The 16802-nt window shown below is 68.1% G+C and carries 14 protein-coding genes; 6 read left to right on the forward strand and 8 right to left on the reverse strand.

Annotated features, from left to right (window positions below; genetic code table 11):
- Window positions 1–464, forward strand: a 464-nt coding sequence (locus RT91_RS04150; protein WP_035185807.1) for a transposase, incomplete at its 5' end; no start/stop codon positions are given.
- A gap of 94 nt (window positions 465–558) precedes the next feature.
- Here the strand turns inward: RT91_RS04150 and RT91_RS04155 are convergent.
- From RT91_RS04155 to RT91_RS21935, 5 genes are all read right to left on the reverse strand, one after another.
- Window positions 559–1431 (reverse strand): MIP/aquaporin family protein, encoded by an 873-nt coding sequence (locus RT91_RS04155; protein WP_240314179.1) that lies wholly within the window; start codon window positions 1429–1431, stop codon window positions 559–561.
- 24 nt (window positions 1432–1455) lie between these two features.
- Window positions 1456–2955, reverse strand: coding sequence for a glycerol kinase GlpK (glpK, locus tag RT91_RS04160; protein ID WP_007424080.1), 1500 nt, complete (start codon window positions 2953–2955; stop codon window positions 1456–1458).
- A gap of 130 nt (window positions 2956–3085) precedes the next feature.
- Complete coding sequence (gene glpD, locus RT91_RS04165) at window positions 3086–4627, reverse strand: glycerol-3-phosphate dehydrogenase (RefSeq protein WP_035185808.1); 1542 nt, start codon at window positions 4625–4627, stop codon at window positions 3086–3088.
- 117 nt (window positions 4628–4744) lie between these two features.
- Window positions 4745–5551, reverse strand: coding sequence for a DeoR/GlpR family DNA-binding transcription regulator (locus RT91_RS04170; RefSeq protein WP_012040018.1), 807 nt, complete (start codon window positions 5549–5551; stop codon window positions 4745–4747).
- A complete protein-coding gene (locus RT91_RS21935; protein ID WP_013640796.1) occupies window positions 5551–5715 on the reverse strand; it encodes a hypothetical protein in 165 nt (54 codons plus the stop codon). The genes RT91_RS04170 and RT91_RS21935 overlap by 1 nt, the downstream gene beginning before the upstream one ends.
- A 130-nt stretch (window positions 5716–5845) precedes the next feature.
- Between RT91_RS21935 and RT91_RS04175 the strand changes: the two genes are divergently transcribed.
- From RT91_RS04175 to RT91_RS04185, 3 genes are all read left to right on the forward strand, one after another.
- Entirely contained in the window at window positions 5846–7363 is a 1518-nt protein-coding gene (locus RT91_RS04175; RefSeq protein ID WP_035185809.1) for a methyl-accepting chemotaxis protein, read from the forward strand.
- A gap of 128 nt (window positions 7364–7491) precedes the next feature.
- On the forward strand, window positions 7492–8367 hold the full coding sequence (gene yghU / locus RT91_RS04180) for a glutathione-dependent disulfide-bond oxidoreductase (protein ID WP_012040020.1): 876 nt from the start codon (window positions 7492–7494) through the stop codon (window positions 8365–8367).
- 90 nt (window positions 8368–8457) lie between these two features.
- A complete protein-coding gene (locus RT91_RS04185; RefSeq protein WP_035185810.1) occupies window positions 8458–9858 on the forward strand; it encodes an aldehyde dehydrogenase family protein in 1401 nt (466 codons plus the stop codon).
- A gap of 23 nt (window positions 9859–9881) precedes the next feature.
- Here the strand turns inward: RT91_RS04185 and RT91_RS04190 are convergent, their stop codons facing one another.
- From RT91_RS04190 to RT91_RS04200, 3 genes are read right to left on the reverse strand one after another with little or no spacing between them, the layout of a single operon-like run.
- On the reverse strand, window positions 9882–11342 hold the full coding sequence (locus RT91_RS04190) for a gamma-aminobutyraldehyde dehydrogenase (RefSeq protein ID WP_048857856.1): 1461 nt from the start codon (window positions 11340–11342) through the stop codon (window positions 9882–9884).
- A complete protein-coding gene (locus RT91_RS04195; RefSeq protein ID WP_007423697.1) occupies window positions 11323–12873 on the reverse strand; it encodes an amino acid permease in 1551 nt (516 codons plus the stop codon). Before RT91_RS04195 ends, RT91_RS04190 begins: the two co-directional genes overlap by 20 nt.
- Window positions 12874–12894: 21 nt before the next feature.
- A complete protein-coding gene (locus tag RT91_RS04200) occupies window positions 12895–13980 on the reverse strand; it encodes an AraC family transcriptional regulator (protein WP_048857857.1) in 1086 nt (361 codons plus the stop codon).
- Between the two features lie 207 nt (window positions 13981–14187).
- Here RT91_RS04200 and RT91_RS04205 point away from each other — a divergent pair, with 207 nt between their 5' ends.
- Together RT91_RS04205 and RT91_RS04210 are read left to right on the forward strand one after the other, a co-directional pair.
- Window positions 14188–15570 carry a glutamine synthetase family protein gene (locus RT91_RS04205; protein ID WP_240314180.1) on the forward strand — a complete coding sequence of 461 codons (1383 nt, stop codon included), beginning with the start codon at window positions 14188–14190 and terminating at the stop codon, window positions 15568–15570.
- 6 nt (window positions 15571–15576) lie between these two features.
- On the forward strand, window positions 15577–16746 hold the full coding sequence (locus RT91_RS04210; protein ID WP_035185812.1) for an iron-containing alcohol dehydrogenase: 1170 nt from the start codon (window positions 15577–15579) through the stop codon (window positions 16744–16746).
- Window positions 16747–16802 lie beyond the last annotated feature (56 nt).

Consider the following 16802-nt stretch of genomic DNA (forward strand, 5'->3'; position numbering starts at 1 on the left):
ATCGCGCCGCTCAAACGCGGGTTCGTGGCCTGATCTGGGATTTTTACGCGGACCTCAAAGCGTACCAGCAAAAACCGGGCAAGCGGCAGGCTCGGGCGTTACGGACCCGCTTCGACCGTATCTTCCTCTGCCGCACCGGCTTCGTGACGCTGGACCGTCTGCTGGCGCGGCTGCACGCCAACAAGGCCGAACTACTGATGGTGCTGGAACGGCCGGAAATCCCGCTCCACACCAATGGTTCGGAAAACGACATCCGCGGTCACGTCACGCGGCGGAAGATCAGCGCCGGAACCCGGAGTGAGACCGGCCGGGATTGCCGCGACGCGTTCCTGAGCCTCGCCAAGACCTGTGACAAACTTGGCATCGCGATCTGGGATTATCTGGGTAGCAGGTTCAAGGTGGTGGGGGCCGCGATCATCGCGCCGCTCGACTTCTACGTCAGAGCCCGCCTCCGCCCCACCTAACCAGTATCCGCGACAATTTCTTCGTTCCCGCCACCTGCTCGATCGTTGGCCTGCTGACCAAGTCGAACTCGGGTTACCCACCCTTTTGCCCCTCTTACCATTTATAGACGTAAACGGCCAAAACACCACCGATCATCGGCCCGATGATCGGCACCCACCAATAGCCATGCGGGCCTGGAAACGCATTCTTCCCCCACCCCATGACCCAGGTGAACAGGCGCGGGCCGAAGTCTCGCGCAGGATTGATTGCATAACCGGCATCAACGCCATATGACATCCCGATCGCTGCGACTGCGAGGCCCACCATCAGGGGTCCCATATTGGAAGTCGGGCTCAGATTCAGATTGTCGGATATCGCCAGCACGAAGAGCAGCAGGAAGAAAGTTCCGATGATTTGGTCAATCAGGGCGAGGTCCATATGTCCGCCGAGATAGGATGCCGGGAAGGTTGCGAAGATGCTGAACGTCGTCAGTCCGCCGGGGGCCGCATAAGAGGCAACGTGATGCGCGGCATTCCAAGCATCGATGGCACGGAAATAGTCCAGATAGACTAAGGCCGCTCCGACGAAACAGCCCGCGACCTGCGCAACCCAGTACGGCACGACCTTGCGCCACGGGAAGTCACCCTTGACCGCAAAGGCGAGGCTGACGGCGGGATTGAGATGCGCGCCGGTAACCCCACCGGCGACATAGATTGCCATGGTGACTGCGAAGGCCCATCCCCAGGTGATCAGCAGCCACCCTCCGGCGCCGTTGAAGATCACGGCGGTGCGACCGGACTCGGTCAATCCGACGACCGCCACGGCGACCACACCGGCTCCGAAGGCAATCAGAACGACGCAGCCAAGAAACTCAGCGAGCATTTCGGAAAAGATCGACTGGGCCCGCCAGCCGACCTTAACACCCAGCATCCTGCGGTCAGAGACCGATCTTTGCGAATCGGGAGCGTATTCGGCAGTGTTTGACATTGTCTCGTTTCCTCGTGTTTTTCGTCAATCGACCCAGGCGAAGGAACGCTGCACGGCCTTCTTCCATGAGCGATAGTATTTTTCGCGCGTCTCAGCGGGCATTGACGGCTCCCAGGTCTTGTCCACGCCCCAGTTGGCGCGCAGATCCTCAAGATTCGCCCAGTAACCGACGGCGAGGCCGGCGGCGTAGGCGGCACCCAGCGCGGTGGTCTCGGTCATTTTCGGGCGAACCACCGGGGCGTTCAGGATGTCGGCCTGGAACTGCATCAGCAATTCGTTGGCGACCATGCCGCCATCGGTCTTCAGCGCCGCGAGCCGGATGCCGGAATCCTCCTGCATCGCCTCGACGACGTCGCGCACCTGGTAGGCGGTGGATTCGAGGGCGGCGCGGGCGAGGTGGGCGCGGGTCGCATAGCGCGTCAGCCCGGCGATGACGCCGCGGGCGTCGTCCTTCCAGTAGGGCGCGTAGAGCCCGGAGAACGCGGGCACGATATACACATCGCCATTGTCCTCGACGCTGCGGGCGAGCGGCTCGATCTGCGGGGCGACGTCGAACAGTTTCAGGTTGTCGCGCAGCCACTGCACCAGCGCGCCGGTGATGGCGATCGCTCCCTCCAGAGCGTAGCGCGGCTTCTCGTCGCCGAGCTGGTAGGCGAGCGTGGTAAGCAGCCCGGCCTTGGACTGCACGGGTTCGGTGCCGGTGTTCATCAGCAGGAACGAGCCGGTGCCATAGGTGTTCTTCGCCTCGCCGGGGGCGAAGCAGGTCTGCCCGACCAGGGCGGCCTGCTGGTCGCCCAGCATGCCGGCGAGTTTCGTGCCTTGCAGCGGGGCGGTGCGGATTTCGCCATAGACGGCGGAGGACGGCACGATCTTCGGCAGGCAGGCGCGCGGAATGCCGAACGCGTTCAGCATGTCGTCATCCCAGGCGCAGGTCGCGAGGTCGATCAGCATGGTGCGGCTCGCGTTGGTCACGTCGGTCACGTGGTGGCCGCCATTCACGCCACCCGTCAGGTTCCAGGTCAGCCAGGAATCGACGGTGCCGAACAGCGCGTCGCCCGCCTCGGCCTTGGCCTTCGCCCCTTCGACATTGTCGAGAATCCAGCGCAGCTTCAGCCCGGCGAAATAGGTGGCCAGCGGCAGGCCGGTCTTGGCGCGGAAGCGGTCCTGCCCGCCATCGCGGGTGAACTGCTGGACGAGCTGGTCGGTGCGGGTGTCCATCCAGACCAGCGCGTTGCAGAGCGGCTGGCCGGTCTTGCGGTCCCACAGCAGGGTGGTCTCGCGCTGGTTGGTGATGCCGACGGCGGCGAGGTCGGACGCGGTGAGGTTTGCCCGCGCGAGGGCGGCGCCGATGACCTCGTTGGTGTTGGAGAGAATCTCCATCGGGTCGTGCTCGACCCAGCCCGGCTTCGGATAGATCTGCCGGTGCTCCTTCTGGGCGACGGAAACGATGTTCCCGCCCTTGTCGAACACGATGAAGCGCGAGCTCGTCGTGCCCTGGTCTATGGCCCCTACATAACGCGACATTTTATTCCTCCCTTTGCTGGCAACGATGTGAACTAACGTCCGGGTAGCAGTGCAGCCGGCTCCGGCGCGCCCCTGGCGCGGCGGGCGCCGGATTCCGCCGGACTCCGGAATTTCTGTTGCGCCTCGCGCATCATGCGTGGGCGTCCTGTGCGGCGAGGGTCTGCATGAACCGCTCGACAGCGGCGATCTCGGCATCGCTCAGCCGCAGGCCGAACTTGCTGCGGTGCCACACCACATCCTCCGCGGTCAGCGCGAATTCGTGGGCGTGCAGGTAACGCAGTTCCGCCTCGGTCAGGTCGGCGCCGAAGATGGCGCCGAGATCCGCCGCCCGCCGCGCATCGCCGAGCAGGACGCGCGCGCGGGTGCCATAGGCCCTGACCAGCCGCGCCGCGGTGGCCGGCGCGAGGAACGGATAGTCGCGCAACAGCGCCGCCACCTGGGCGTCGAACCCGTCGGTCGGGAAGTCGCCGCCGGGCAGGGGCTCGTCGCCGGTCCAGCCCTGCTTCCGCGCGGTGGCGGGCGGCAGGTGCGGCGCGAGCTTGCCGAGCACCGATTCGGCCAGGCGGCGGTAGGTCGTGATCTTGCCGCCGAAGACCGAGAGCAGGGCGGGGCCATCGGCCGGCGCGTCCATCTCCAGCACGTAGTCGCGCGTGGCGGCCTGGGCTTTCGAGGCGCCGTCGTCATAGAGCGGGCGGACGCCGGAATAGGCCCAGACGACATCCGCCGGCGTGACCGGCTTCGTGAAATAGGCGCTGGCGGATTCGCAGAGATAGGCGATCTCGTCAGCCGAGGCGCGCACCTCGGCGGGGTCGCCCTGATAGTCGCGGTCGGTGGTGCCGATCAGGGTGAAATCCCGCTCATAGGGGATGACGAAGAAGATGCGGCCATCGGCGTTCTGGAAGATGTAGCAATGATCCTCGGGGTAGAGCCGGGGAACGACGATGTGGCTGCCCTGGACGGCGCGCACCGAGGCCGGCGTGTTCGCCCGCAGCACCTTCTGCAGCACCTCGGCGACCCAGGGCCCGGCGGCGTTCACCAGGGCGCGGGCGCGCACCGTGCGCGTTTCGCCGCTGCGCTCGTCGCGCACGGTGAGGGTCCACAGCCCGCCCTCGCGCGCGCCGCTGATGCAGCGGGTGCGCGGCTCGATCACCGCGCCCCGATCCGCCGCATCGCGCGCGTTCAGCACGACGAGGCGCGAATCCTCCACCCAGCAATCCGAATATTCGTAGGCGCGGACAAAGCGCGGATCGAGCGGACGGCCGGCGGGATCGCGCCGCAACCGCACCACGCGCGTCGGCGGCAGTTTCTTCCGCCCGCCGAGATGATCGTAGAGAAAGAGGCCGAGCCGCAGCATCCAGGCCGGGCGCAACCCCTTGTGGTGCGGCAGCACGAAGCGCAACGGCCAGATGATGTGCGGCGCGATGCCCCACAGCACCTCGCGCTCCATCAGCGCCTCGCGCACCAGCCGGAACTCGTAATATTCGAGATAGCGCAGGCCGCCATGGATCAATTTGGTCGAGGCCGCCGAGGTGGCGCCGCCGAGATCGCCCGCCTCGCAGAGAAAGACCGACCAGCCGCGCCCCGCCGCATCGCGCGCGATGCCGCAGCCATTGATGCCACCGCCGATGATCGCGATGTCGTGGACCACTGAAGTGTCCGTTGCGGACGCCATCAGGCAAACCTCCCGCGTTTGCGTTTCGTATTCGATCGCTTGTCGAAGCGAACGTTAATACGAACAAAAACCGGGCGTCAACACTCAAAACGAAATATGAAACGAATATCGACCGACTCAGTCGGCCGTGTCGGCGTCTTCCTCCCCCGCCGTTTCCACCACCTCGATGCCGAGACGTTCGCAGAGTTCGCGGCTTTCGGGCGTGCGCAACCGGTCGGTCACCAGCACGTCGACATCCTTCAGATGCGCGATCCGCACCGGCGCGGAGCGGGTGAACTTGCTGCTGTCGGCCACCAGCATGACCCGCCTGGCGCATTCGATGATTGCGCGGGAGACCTGCACCTCGCGGCTGTCGAAATCGAGGAGCGTGCCGTCGCGGTCGATCGCCGAGGTGCCGATCACCGCGAAATCGGCGCGGAACTGGCGGATCTGCTCCACCGTCGTCGCGCCGACGATGCCGCCATCGGCCCGGCGCACCGTGCCGCCCGCCATGATGAGCTCGACGCCGGGCAGGCGATACAGCTCCGCCGCCACATGCAGGTTGTTGGTGATGACGAGCAGGCCGCTGTGTTGCGCGAGCGCGCGGGCGACCTCCTCGGTGGTGGTGCCGAGATTGATCAGCAGGGAGGAATTGTCCGGGATCAGCCGCGCCGCCGCCTCGCCGATCAGCTGCTTGACCGGCTGCGCCACGAGCTTGCGCGCGTCATAGGCGAGATTGGCGACGCTGGAGGCGATCATCGCGCCACCATGCACCCGGGTCAGGCGGTGGACCTCGCACAATTCGTTGAGATCGCGCCGGATCGTCTGCGGCGTCACGCCGAAGCGCGCCGCCAGATCCTCGACCGAGACCCGCCCGGCTTCCTGCAACAGGCTCATGATCTCGGCCTGTCGGCGGCTTCCCGCGCGGGGCGAGGCGCCGTCCATCACCGGCGCGCCCGCTGCAGGTCCGAATTGGTGCTCATCGTCATGGTCATCTGTGTCTCCCTTCCGCGGTAGCCTTTGTCGCGCAGCGGGCCGCCGAATGCCAGCCGCCCGAAACGAACATCCCGATCCTCGGCTTCAATGTTCGTTTTCCGGAATTCGAACATTCGCCTACCGTGCAGATCAAGCCTGGTCGAATGCAGTATCTCAATAATCGAAATTAAAATTGTAACGTTAGGCGGCTCTTAATTATTCGAAAACATAGATATTTGCATTCAACAGAATGGGTCAACCACGATGAACACTTGCCGGGAAACGTTCGCGCAGCGACTGGAATTCATCGGGCTCGACGAACAGGTCAGGGGCCGTCTGCGGGACATGCAGCCGGTGCTTGCGCAGGCGGTGCCGGCCGCACTCGCGGATTTCTACGAGCGCATCCGCCGCAGCCCGGAAGCCCGTGCCTTCTTCGCCACCGACGCCTCGATCGGCACGGCCCGATCCCGCCAGGCCGGCCACTGGACCCGCATCGCCGAGGCGCGGTTCGACACCGACTATGTCGACGCCGTCACCCGCGTCGGCGAGGTGCACGCCAGGATCGGGCTCGAGCCGCGCTGGTATATCGCCGGTTACGCGCTCATCCTCGAACAGATCATCGCCGGCGTGCTCGATTCGCGGAAACCGAAACGGCGCCCCCTGTTCCGCCGCGACGCCGAAACCAGCCCGGCCGCCGATCTCGGCGCGCTGGTCAAGGCCACCTTCCTCGACATGGATCTCGCGATCGCCGTCTATCTCGAGGAACTCGACCGCCGGCGCCGCGAGGCCGAGGACAAGGCGGCCGCGACCAACCGCGTGGTAATGGATACGCTCGGCCGCGCCCTTACCGCGCTTGCCGAGGGCGACCTGTCCTACCGCATCACCGAAGGGCTGCCGGAGGACTATCATCGCCTGGCCGACGATTTCAACGGCGCCCTCAGCCGCCTGTCGGACAGTCTCTCGGGCGTCCGCAAGAGCACCGGCGAGATCAACAACGGCGTCGACGAGATCGCCCGCGCCGCCGAGGATCTCGCCCGCCGCACCGAGCAGCAGGCCGCCAGCCTCGAACAGACCAGTGCCGCGCTCAACGAGATCACCTCCGGCGTGCAGAGCACGGCGGAGAACGCCGCGCGCGCGAACACCGCGGCCCAGACGGCCAACGCCGCCGCCGACAGGTCGCACAATATCGTCGCCAACGCCGTCGCCGCGATGCGGCAGATCGAAACCTCCTCGCGCGAGATCGACCAGATCATCGGCCTGATCGACGAGGTGGCGTTCCAGACCAACCTGCTCGCGCTCAATGCCGGGGTCGAGGCCGCGCGCGCCGGCGATGCCGGGCGGGGCTTCGCCGTCGTCGCCTCCGAGGTGCGCGCCCTCGCCCACCGCTCGGCCGAGGCCGCGAAATCGATCAAGGAACTCATTGCCCGGTCCTCGAAACAGGTGGGCGACGGGGTTCGCCTGGTCGGCGAGACCGGCGCCGCGCTGGAGACGATCGCGCAGAACGTGGTCGCGCTCGAACAGCTCATCACCGAGATTTCCGGCTCCGCCAACCGCCAGGCGCGCAGCCTTGCCGAGGTGAATGCCGCCGCCGGGCAGATGAACCAGGCCGTGCAGCAGAACGCCGCCATGGTCGAGCAGACCGCGGCCGCCACCGTGTCGCTGAAGGAGGAAACCGCGAAGCTCGCCGCGCAGGCGGCGGGCTTCCGCACGGCGCAGGACGCGCCGCCCACTGCGATCCGGCGCAGTGCCGCGCGGCCGCACCCGGTGCCCGTGCCCGCCTGATCGACCCCGCGCCAGGGGCCTGAAAAACGCGCCTCCTGGCCCCATCTCCCGTCGCGCGTGCCATCCGGCACAATCGGCGCAGCCCCGCCGGGCTGACGATTCCAGAATTTGAAACGTGGAGACAGACCATGACGAGCGAGACCGCCTACACACCCCCGAAAATCTGGACGTGGGAGCAGCCCAGCGGCGGACGTTTCGCCAGCATCAACCGCCCGATCGCCGGCCCCACCCATGAGAAGGAACTGCCGGTCGGCCGGCATCCGCTCCAGCTCTATTCGCTCGCGACGCCGAACGGGGTGAAGGTCACCGTCATGCTCGAGGAGCTGCTCGCCCGCGGCCATGCCGGCGCCGAATACGACGCCTGGCTGATCCGCATCGGCGAGGGCGACCAGTTCGGCAGCGGCTTCGTCGCCGCCAACCCGAACTCCAAGATTCCCGCCCTGGTCGACCATGGTGGCGGCAAGCCCCGCCGGGTGTTCGAGTCCGGCGCCATCCTGCTCTATCTCGCGGAGAAGTTCGGCGAATTCCTGCCGAAGGACCTCGATGCGCGAACCGAATGCCTCTCCTGGCTGTTCTGGCAGATGGGCAGCGCCCCCTATCTCGGCGGCGGCTTCGGCCATTTCTACGCCTATGCGCCGGAGAAGTTCGAATATCCGATCAACCGTTTCGCGATGGAAACCAAGCGCCAGCTCGACGTGCTCGACCGCCGGCTCGCCGAGGCGGAGTACCTCGCGGGCACGGAATACACGATCGCCGACATGGCCGTCTGGCCCTGGTATGGCGGGCTCGTGCTGGGCTGGCTCTACAACGCGGCCGAATTCCTGCAGGTGCATGAATACCGCAACGTCGTGCGCTGGGCCGAACAGATCCTGGCGCGTCCCGCCGTCCGCCGCGGCCGCATGGTCAACCGCACCTTCGGCGACCCCGCCGAGCAGCTGCACGAGCGGCACGACGCCTCGGATTTCGAAACCCGCACGCAGGACAAGCTCGTCCCGCAAGGCTGACGGGCCGGCCCGCCATTCTGCGCTCTGATGTCATTGCCGGGCCGCGCGGCGGCGTGGCAGACTGCGCGGGCGCAGAATGGAGTTCCCGCCGTGGCCGAGCATCCCCGGATTCACCGCATCCTCTCCCCCGCCGACGGCACCGAGGTCGCCGCCCGCGCCCTTGCCGGGCCGGCGGAGATCGAGCAGGCGCTGGAGCGGGCCGCCGCCGCGCAGAAGGCCTGGCGGCGCGTCGGCCTCGCCGAGCGCATGGCGATCTGCGAGCGCTTCGTCGCGCATTTCACCGCCAATGGTGCTGCGATCGCCGCCGAGATCAGCGCGCAGATGGGAAGGCCGGTGGGCCAGACGCCGGGAGAAATCCGCGGTGTTGCCGAACGCGCGCGGATGATGATCTCGCTTGCAGCGGAGTCGCTCGCGCCGGTCCGGCCCGCGCCGGTCGCCGGCTTCGAGCGGTTCATCACCCGCGAGCCGCTCGGCGTCGTCTTCGTCATCGGTGCCTGGAACTATCCCTATCTGATCACCGTCAACAGCGTCGTCCCCGCGCTGCTCGCCGGCAACGCCGTGGTGCTGAAACAGGCCTCGCAGACGCTGCTCTGCGCCGAGCGTTTCGCCGAGTCCTTCGCCGCCGCCGGCCTGCCCGAGCACGTCTTCCAGGTGCTCCACCTCGCCAATGCCGACGCCGAGGCGGTGATCCGCGATCCGCGCGTCGATTTCATCGCCTTCACCGGCTCGGTGGCGACCGGCCATCGCGTCGTCCGCGCCGCCGCCGACCGCTTCGCCGGCATCGGCCTCGAACTCGGCGGCAAGGACCCCGCCTATGTCCGCCGCGATGCCGACATCGTCCACGCCGCCGACAACCTGGTCGACGGCGCCTTCTTCAATTCCGGCCAGTCCTGCTGCGGGATCGAGCGCATCTATGTCGACGCCGCGGTGTATGACGACTTCATCGCCCGCTTCGTCGAGACCACCAACGCCTATCGCCTCGGCCATTCGCTCGACCCCGCAACCACGCTCGGCCCGATGGTCAACGCCGCCGGGGCCGATTTCGTGCGCGGGCAGATCGCCGAAGCCCTCGCCGCCGGCGCCACCGCGCTGATCGACGAGGCGCGGTTCCCCGAAAGCCGGCCCGGCACGCCCTATCTCGCGCCGCAGGTGCTGGTGAATGTCGATCACCGGATGGACGTGATGCGCAGCGAGAGCTTCGGCCCGGTCGTCGGCATCATGAAGGTCGCCTCGGACGCGGAGGCGATCGGCCTGATGAACGACAGCCCCTATGGCCTGACCGCCTCGGTCTGGACGCGCGACGTCGAGGCCGCGACGCGCATCGGCGGCGAGATCGAGACCGGCACCGTGTTCATGAACCGCTGCGACTATCTCGACCCGGCGCTGGCCTGGGTCGGCGTCAAGGATTCCGGCCGCGGCTGCACCCTCTCGCGGATCGGCTTCGAGCATCTCACCCGGCCGAAATCCTTCCACCTGAAAGCCGCGCCCTGACGCATCGTCCGGCGCGGGCGGGATCAGTCCAGCCGGACCATGACGTGGCGGACCACGGTATAGTCCTCGAGCGCGTAGGCGGAGAGATCCTTGCCGTAGCCTGACCGCTTCAGCCCGCCATGCGGCATCTCGTTGGCGAGCATGAAGTGGCAGTTCACCCAGGTCGCGCCATAGCGCAGCCCGGCGGCCAGGCGCATCGCCCGCCCGACATCGCGCGTCCAGACCGACGAGGCGAGGCCATAATCGGAGTCGTTCGCCCAGACGATCGCCTGCTCAGGATCGGTGAAGCGCGTGACGGACACGACGGGGCCGAACACCTCGCGGCGCACGATCTCGTCGTCCTGCGCGGCACCGGCGACCACGGTGGGTTCGTAGTAGAAGCCGCTCCCCGCCGCATCGCGCCCGCCGGCGACGACCTCGACATGCGGCAGCGCCGCCGCGCGGGCGACGAAGCCGCCCACCCGCTCGCGCTGGCGCGCCGAGATCACCGGGCCGATATCGTTCTCCGAATCATCCGCCCGGTCGTAGCGGAGCTGCGTCACCGCCGAAGCGAGGTCGGCCACGAACCGGTCATAGACCTTCGCACCGGCATAGACCCGGCAGGCCGCCGTGCAGTCCTGCCCGGAATTGTAGTATCCGAAGTCCCGCACCGCGGCGACGGCGGCGTCGATATCGGCGTCGTCGAAGACGATCACCGGCGCCTTGCCGCCGAGTTCGAGATGGGTGCGCTTGATCGAGGCCGAGGCCGCCTGGATCACCCGCTCGCCGGTGCCGATCGAGCCGGTCAGCGAGATCATCGCGATCCCCGGCGCGTCGATCAGCGCCTGGCCAGTGCTCGGCCCGCGGCCCGAAATCACGTTGAGCACGCCCTCGGGCAGGATGCCGGCGGCGATCCGGGCGAGCTTCAGCGCGGTCAGCGGCGTCAGTTCCGAGGGCTTGAGCACGACCGTGTTGCCGGCGGCGAGTGCCGGGGCGATCTTCCACGCCGCCATCATCAGCGGATAGTTCCACGGGGCGATCTGCGCGACCGGGCCGACCGGATCGCGCCGGATCATCGAGGTATGACCGGCGAGATACTCGCCCGCCGCACTGCCCGACAGGCAGCGGGCGGCGCCGGCGAAGAAGCGGAAACAGTCGACGATGGCGGGCATCTCGTCGCGCAGCACGGCCGGGCGCGGCTTGCCGCAGTTCAGCGCCTCCAGCGCGGCGAAGTCCTCCGCCTCGGCCTCGATCGCATCGGCGAGGCGCAGCAGCATCGCCGCGCGCTCGGCCGGCGGCAGCGCCGCATAGGCCGGAAAGGCGCGCCCGGCGGCTTCCACCGCGCGGGCCACCTGGCCGGCATCCGCCTCGGCGATCTCGGCGATGACGGCGCCGGTCCGGGGATTGACCACCGGCACCGGCGCGCCCGCGCCCGCCTCGAACGCGCCGCCGATCAGCAGTTGCGTGGGCAGCGTTGCAGCCATCTCAGCCTCCCGTCCCTTCATGGACCGCGCGTTCCTCGGCCGCGATTTCCGCCGCCCGGCTGGCGATCGCCTCGCGGCTGATCGGCGGGCCGGGGAAGCGCACCCGCGCCACGCCGAACCAGAGCACCAGCATCAGCACGATCAGGCCGAGACCGTAGGTGATCAGGATATTGTTGGGCGGCTGGATGCCGATATAGATCAGCACGAACACGCCGATGATCGAGATGACCGCAAGCGGCTTCGAGAGCGCGCCGAGGCGGAACGGGCCGAACTCGGTCCAGGTCTTGCCCTCCGCCAGCAGCCCGGCCGCGACCGGCATGGCGTAGGAGATGTAGAGGAACATCGCGCAGCCCGCCGCCAGCGCCGCGAAGGCCGGCGAATACAGCGTGGCCGCGACGGAGAGCACCGCCGTCAGCCAGATCGCGCCGACCGGCGTGCGGTGCGTCGGGCTCACCCGCCGCCAGATCGCGTGGCCCGGCAGCCCGCCATCGCGGGCGAAGGCGAAGATCATCCGCGAGGTCGAGGTCACGCCCGCCAGCGCGCAGAGATAGTTGGCGACGACGATGCCGACATAGAGCAGGTATTTCACCGGCAGGATCACCGGCAGCCCGGCGAGCAGGTTGAAGAACACGTTGCCGCCCTGCGCCGCCGCCTTGCCGAGATCCGGCATCGCCAGCAGGATCGAGGCCTCCATCACCAGGCCGAACGCGAACGACCAGAACACCGAATTGATGATCCCGCGCGGCACGGTGCGCCTTGCGTTCACCGTCTCTTCCGAGGTGTGGGCCGCGCCGTCGAACCCGGTGATGGTATAGAGCGGCAGCAGCAGGCCGAGCATGAAGAGGTAGAACAGGTTGCCGCTATGCGGCACCACCCCGCCGCCGGCCTTGCCGGAATAGTTGATGAAGGTGAACAGCCGCGAAAAATCGTAATGCTGCGCGCCCACCAGCATCGCGATGGTCAGCACGATGGCGATGAAGAAGATCAGGTAGCCGGAGAAATCGGTCAGCCGCGTGGTGGTGCGGATGCCCATGTGGTTGAACGCGCCCTGGCTCGCGGTGATCAGGATGACCGCGATGGTCTGCTGCCAGAACCCCCAGTGCGACGTGTCGATATGGAACATGTTGCCGAGGATCAGGCTGGTGAACAGATCGTAGGCGCCGACATTCACCGAGGCGACGACGAAGATCAGCCCGAGCAGGTTGACGAAGGCGGTCGCCCAGCCCCAGCCGCGCCCGCCCAGGATCGAGGACCAGTGATAGAGCGCGCCGGCCGTCGGATAGGCGGAGGCGATCTGCGCCATCGACAGCGCGATCACCATCGAGAAGATCGACCCCACGATCCAGCCGACGAACACGCCCCCCGGCCCGGCGGCGGAGAACGCCGCCTGGAACGAGGTGATTCCGCCCGCAAGGATGCAGATGATCGAAAAGGCGATGGCGAAGTTGGAAAATCCGTGCATGCGCCTGGAGAGTTCCTGCGCATAGCCCATCTTGTGCAGCGTTGCGGTATCCTCGGCGAGGATCCGCGCCTCATCCTGGTTGTTCGACATCTCCGTCTCCCATGTTGACCGTCAGGCCGTGTGTGCCGGGCTTGGCCGCCCGGTCGTGCTGTCAGGCATTGCGCGGGCGCCGAGCTTGCGGCGCACCGTCTCGGGCGAGGCGCCGTGCAACCGGCGGCAGGCCCGCGAGAAGGCGCTCACCTCGGAATAGCCGAGCAGTTCGGCGACCGCGGCGATCGAGAGATGCGGCTCGGCGAGGTACATCAGCGCCAGCCGCGCCCGCACCTGGTCGATGCATTCCGAATAGGTGATTCCGTGTTCGGCGAGCCGGCGCTGCAGCGTCCAGCGCGGCAGGCCGAGGCTTGCGGCCACCCGGTCGATCCCGGCCGGCCCCTCGGGCAGCAGCCGGCGGATCTCGCTCGTCACCGCGCCGAGCAGGTCGCGCGGCGCGCCGCCGCCGCCGATCCGGCGCAGCTCCTCCGCCAGTGCTGCGAAGCGGGCCGGGTCGCGCGCCGGCATCGGCCGCTCCAGCCCCGCCGCGCGAAAGCTGATCGCGTTCGCCGGGGCGGCGAAGAACACCGGCGCGCCGAACGCCGCCGCATGCGCCTGCGCCTGTTCCGGCGCCGGGTGCTCGAACCACACCTCCTCGATCTCCAGCGCGCCGCCCAGCGCGCGCCGCAGCAGGTTGGCGAACATCCCCATCGTCAGCTCGGCATCCTGCCGGCGCGACCAGATCCGCGGATCGACGATCCGGTATTCCAGCCGCAGCGAGCGGCCCTCCCGCGCGAGGCGGGTTTCGGTATTCTGCTGGTGCTGGATGAAATGCCGGGCGAAGGCGGCAAGCCCGGTGCCGACATCCGGCGCCGCCAGCGCGAGCTCGCCGATCAGCCCGAGCGCCTCCGGCTGGAACTGCTGGCCGAAGCGCAGGCCGAAATGCGAATCCCCGCTGCGCGCCGCCGCCCGTTCCATCATCGCGACATAGCGGGCGAGCGGCACGGTCGCGCGCGGGTCCTCGAGGTCGCGCGGATCGAACCCCGCCTCGCCGAGCACGAGGTCCGGATCCGCCCCGGCTCCGCGGATGAACGCCGTCACGCCCGACGCCGCGGCGGCGAGCACATGGCAGGATGTCGATCCGGACGCGGCGGCAGGCAGACCCATGATCCCCTTCAAATCCGACGATGCCGCACCAGAATGCCGGGCAGCGCGGCGGTTGCGCAACGAAATTCGGCAGCGTGCCGACTGTGGCAAATTCCACCCCGGCCGGCTTTGACATTAGAACACAATCCCGCGCGCGGCCCCCGCTTGTCGCCGAATGTCAAGATCGTCACACTGCGGCCATGCGATGTTCCGCCGGGAGGTGCGATCATGAACAACGATCTTTCTGCACAAAACATCACCGCGTCCGGCGGCATGACGCTCGACGAGTTGCGCGCGGCGGTCGATGCCGGGGCGATCGACACGATCGTGATGGCGGCGCCGGACATGCAGGGACGGCTGCAGGGCAAGCGGGTGATGCCGCGTTTCTTCCTCGACAACGTCCTGGCCGACGCCTCCGAGGGCTGCAACTACCTGCTCGCCGTCGATGTCGAGATGACGCCGGTCTCCGGCTACGATTTCGCCTCATGGGACCGCGGCTATGGCGATTTCGTCTTCCGCCCCGATCTCTCGACCCTGCGCCGCGCCGCCTGGCAGGAAGGAGCCGCGATCGTGCTCTGCGACATCGCGTTGCATGACGGCTCCCCGGCGCCGGTCGCCCCGCGCAGCATCCTGCGCCGCCAGCTCGACCGCCTCGCCGCCGCCGGCCTCACCGCCCTCGCCGCGACCGAGCTCGAATTCATGCTCTTCCGCAACACCTATGAAGAGTGCATGCGGCGCGGCTATCGCGACCTCGATCCCGCCAATCTCTACAATGTCGACTATTCGATCCTCGGCACCGCCAAGGTGGAGAAGGTCATCCGCGCCATCCGCAACGCGCTGGAGGCGTCGGGCATCCGCGTCGAGAACTCCAAGGGCGAGTGCAATCTCGGCCAGCACGAGATCAATTTCGCCTATGCCACGGCACTGGAAGCCGCCGATGGCCACGTGATCTACAAGGAGGCCGCGAAGGAAATCGCCCAGGCGCAGGACCACGCCATCACCTACATGGCGAAGTTCAACGAGCGCGAGGGTAATTCCTGCCACATCCATCTCAGCCTGCGCGATGAAGCGAACCGTCCGGTCTTCGCCGCAGGCGGGGGCCACGCGCCGGAATTCGGCCATTTCCTCGCCGGCCTCGCCGCCCACGCCGCCGAGCTTTCCGTCCTGTTCGCGCCCAACATCAACTCCTACAAGCGCTACGCCGTGGGCAGCTTCGCGCCGACCGGCCTGGTCTGGGGGCACGACAACCGCACCTGCGCCTTCCGCGTGCTCGGCCACGGGCGGTCGCTGCGCGTCGAGAACCGGCTGCCGGGCGGCGACGTGAACCCCTATCTCGCGCTCGCCGGCATGATCGCCGCCGGGCTCGATGGGATGGAACGCCGCCTGCCGGCGCAACCAGCCTTCACCGGCAACGCCTATCACGGCGACCTGCCGCGCGTGCCCCGCACGCTTTCCGATGCCCTCGCCCTCTGGCGCCACAGCGCCTTCGCGCGCGAGGCGTTCGGCGAGCAGGTGGTGGCGCATTACGCAAGGATGGCCGAGGTCGAGGTCGAGACCTTCGCCGCCGCGGTGACCGACTGGGAACGCACACGCTGCTTTGAAAGGATGTAACCCGCGATGACCATTCTGCAGGGAACCTGGCGCTTCCCCACCGAGGTGCTTGCCGGGCCGGGCCGCATCGGCGAACTCGCCGCCCGCGCGCGCGATCTCGGCGCCCGCCGCGTGCTGCTCGTCTCCGACGCGCAGGTGGCGAAACTGCCCTTCTTCGCGCCGCTGGAGGCCGGCTTCGCCGCCGCCGGCATCGCCACCGCGCGCTTCACCGGCACCCACCCCGACCCGCTGGCGAGCGACGTCGCCGCCGGCGTTGCCGCCTTCCGCGCACACGAGGCGGACCTCGTCGTCGCGATCGGCGGCGGCAGCGCGCTCGATTGCGGCAAGACCATCGCCCTCGCCGCCGCGACCGACCGGCCGCTCTGGGATTTCGAGATCACCCTCGCCGCCCCCGCGCTCGACCGGGCGATGGTGCCCATTCTCGCGGTGCCGACCACCGCCGGCACCGGCTCGGAAGTCGGCCGCGCCTCGGTCATCACCGACGAGGAGGCCGCCCGCAAGGTGATCCTGCTGCACCCGCAGATGCTGCCGCGCCTCGTCGTGCTCGATCCCGAACTCACCATCGGCCTGCCCGCGACCCTCACCGCCTGGACCGGGATGGACGCGCTCGCCCACAATCTCGAAGCCTATTGCATCGACGCCTGGCACCCGATGGCGGACGGCGTCGCCGTCGAGGGGATGCGGCTGATCCATGGCAGCCTCGTCACCGCGACGACCGATGGCCGCAACCTCGCCGCCCGCGGCACCATGCTCGCCGCCGCCTCGATGGGCGCGACCGCCTTCCAGAAGGGCCTCGGCGCGATCCATTCGCTCAGCCACCCGATCGGCGCGCACTGCCACGCCCATCACGGCCTGACCAACGCCGTGCTGATGCCCTACGTGCTGGAATTCAACCGCCCGGCGATCGAGCCGAAAATCGTGCAGGTCGCGCGCTGCCTCGGCATCGGGGGCGGGTTCGAGGGCTTCCGCGACTGGGTGATCGACCTGCGGAAGGCGCTTGGCATCCCGCACACGGTGGAGGCGCTGGGCGTCACCGCGCCGATGCTCGACCAGCTTTCCGAGGAAGCCTTCCGCGATCCGAACACGCCGGACAATCCCCGCCCGGCCGACACCGCCGCCCTGCGCCGCATCCTCGCCGCCGCCCTCGAAGGCCGGCTCGACGGCCTGTCCCGCTGAACCGTGACCGTTTCCGTTCCATGCGCGGGACGGAAACGGCGCGTCTCAATATACGA

It is taken from the genome of Acidiphilium sp. JA12-A1, from assembly GCF_000724705.2.
GTDB lineage: Bacteria > Pseudomonadota > Alphaproteobacteria > Acetobacterales > Acetobacteraceae > Acidiphilium > Acidiphilium multivorum.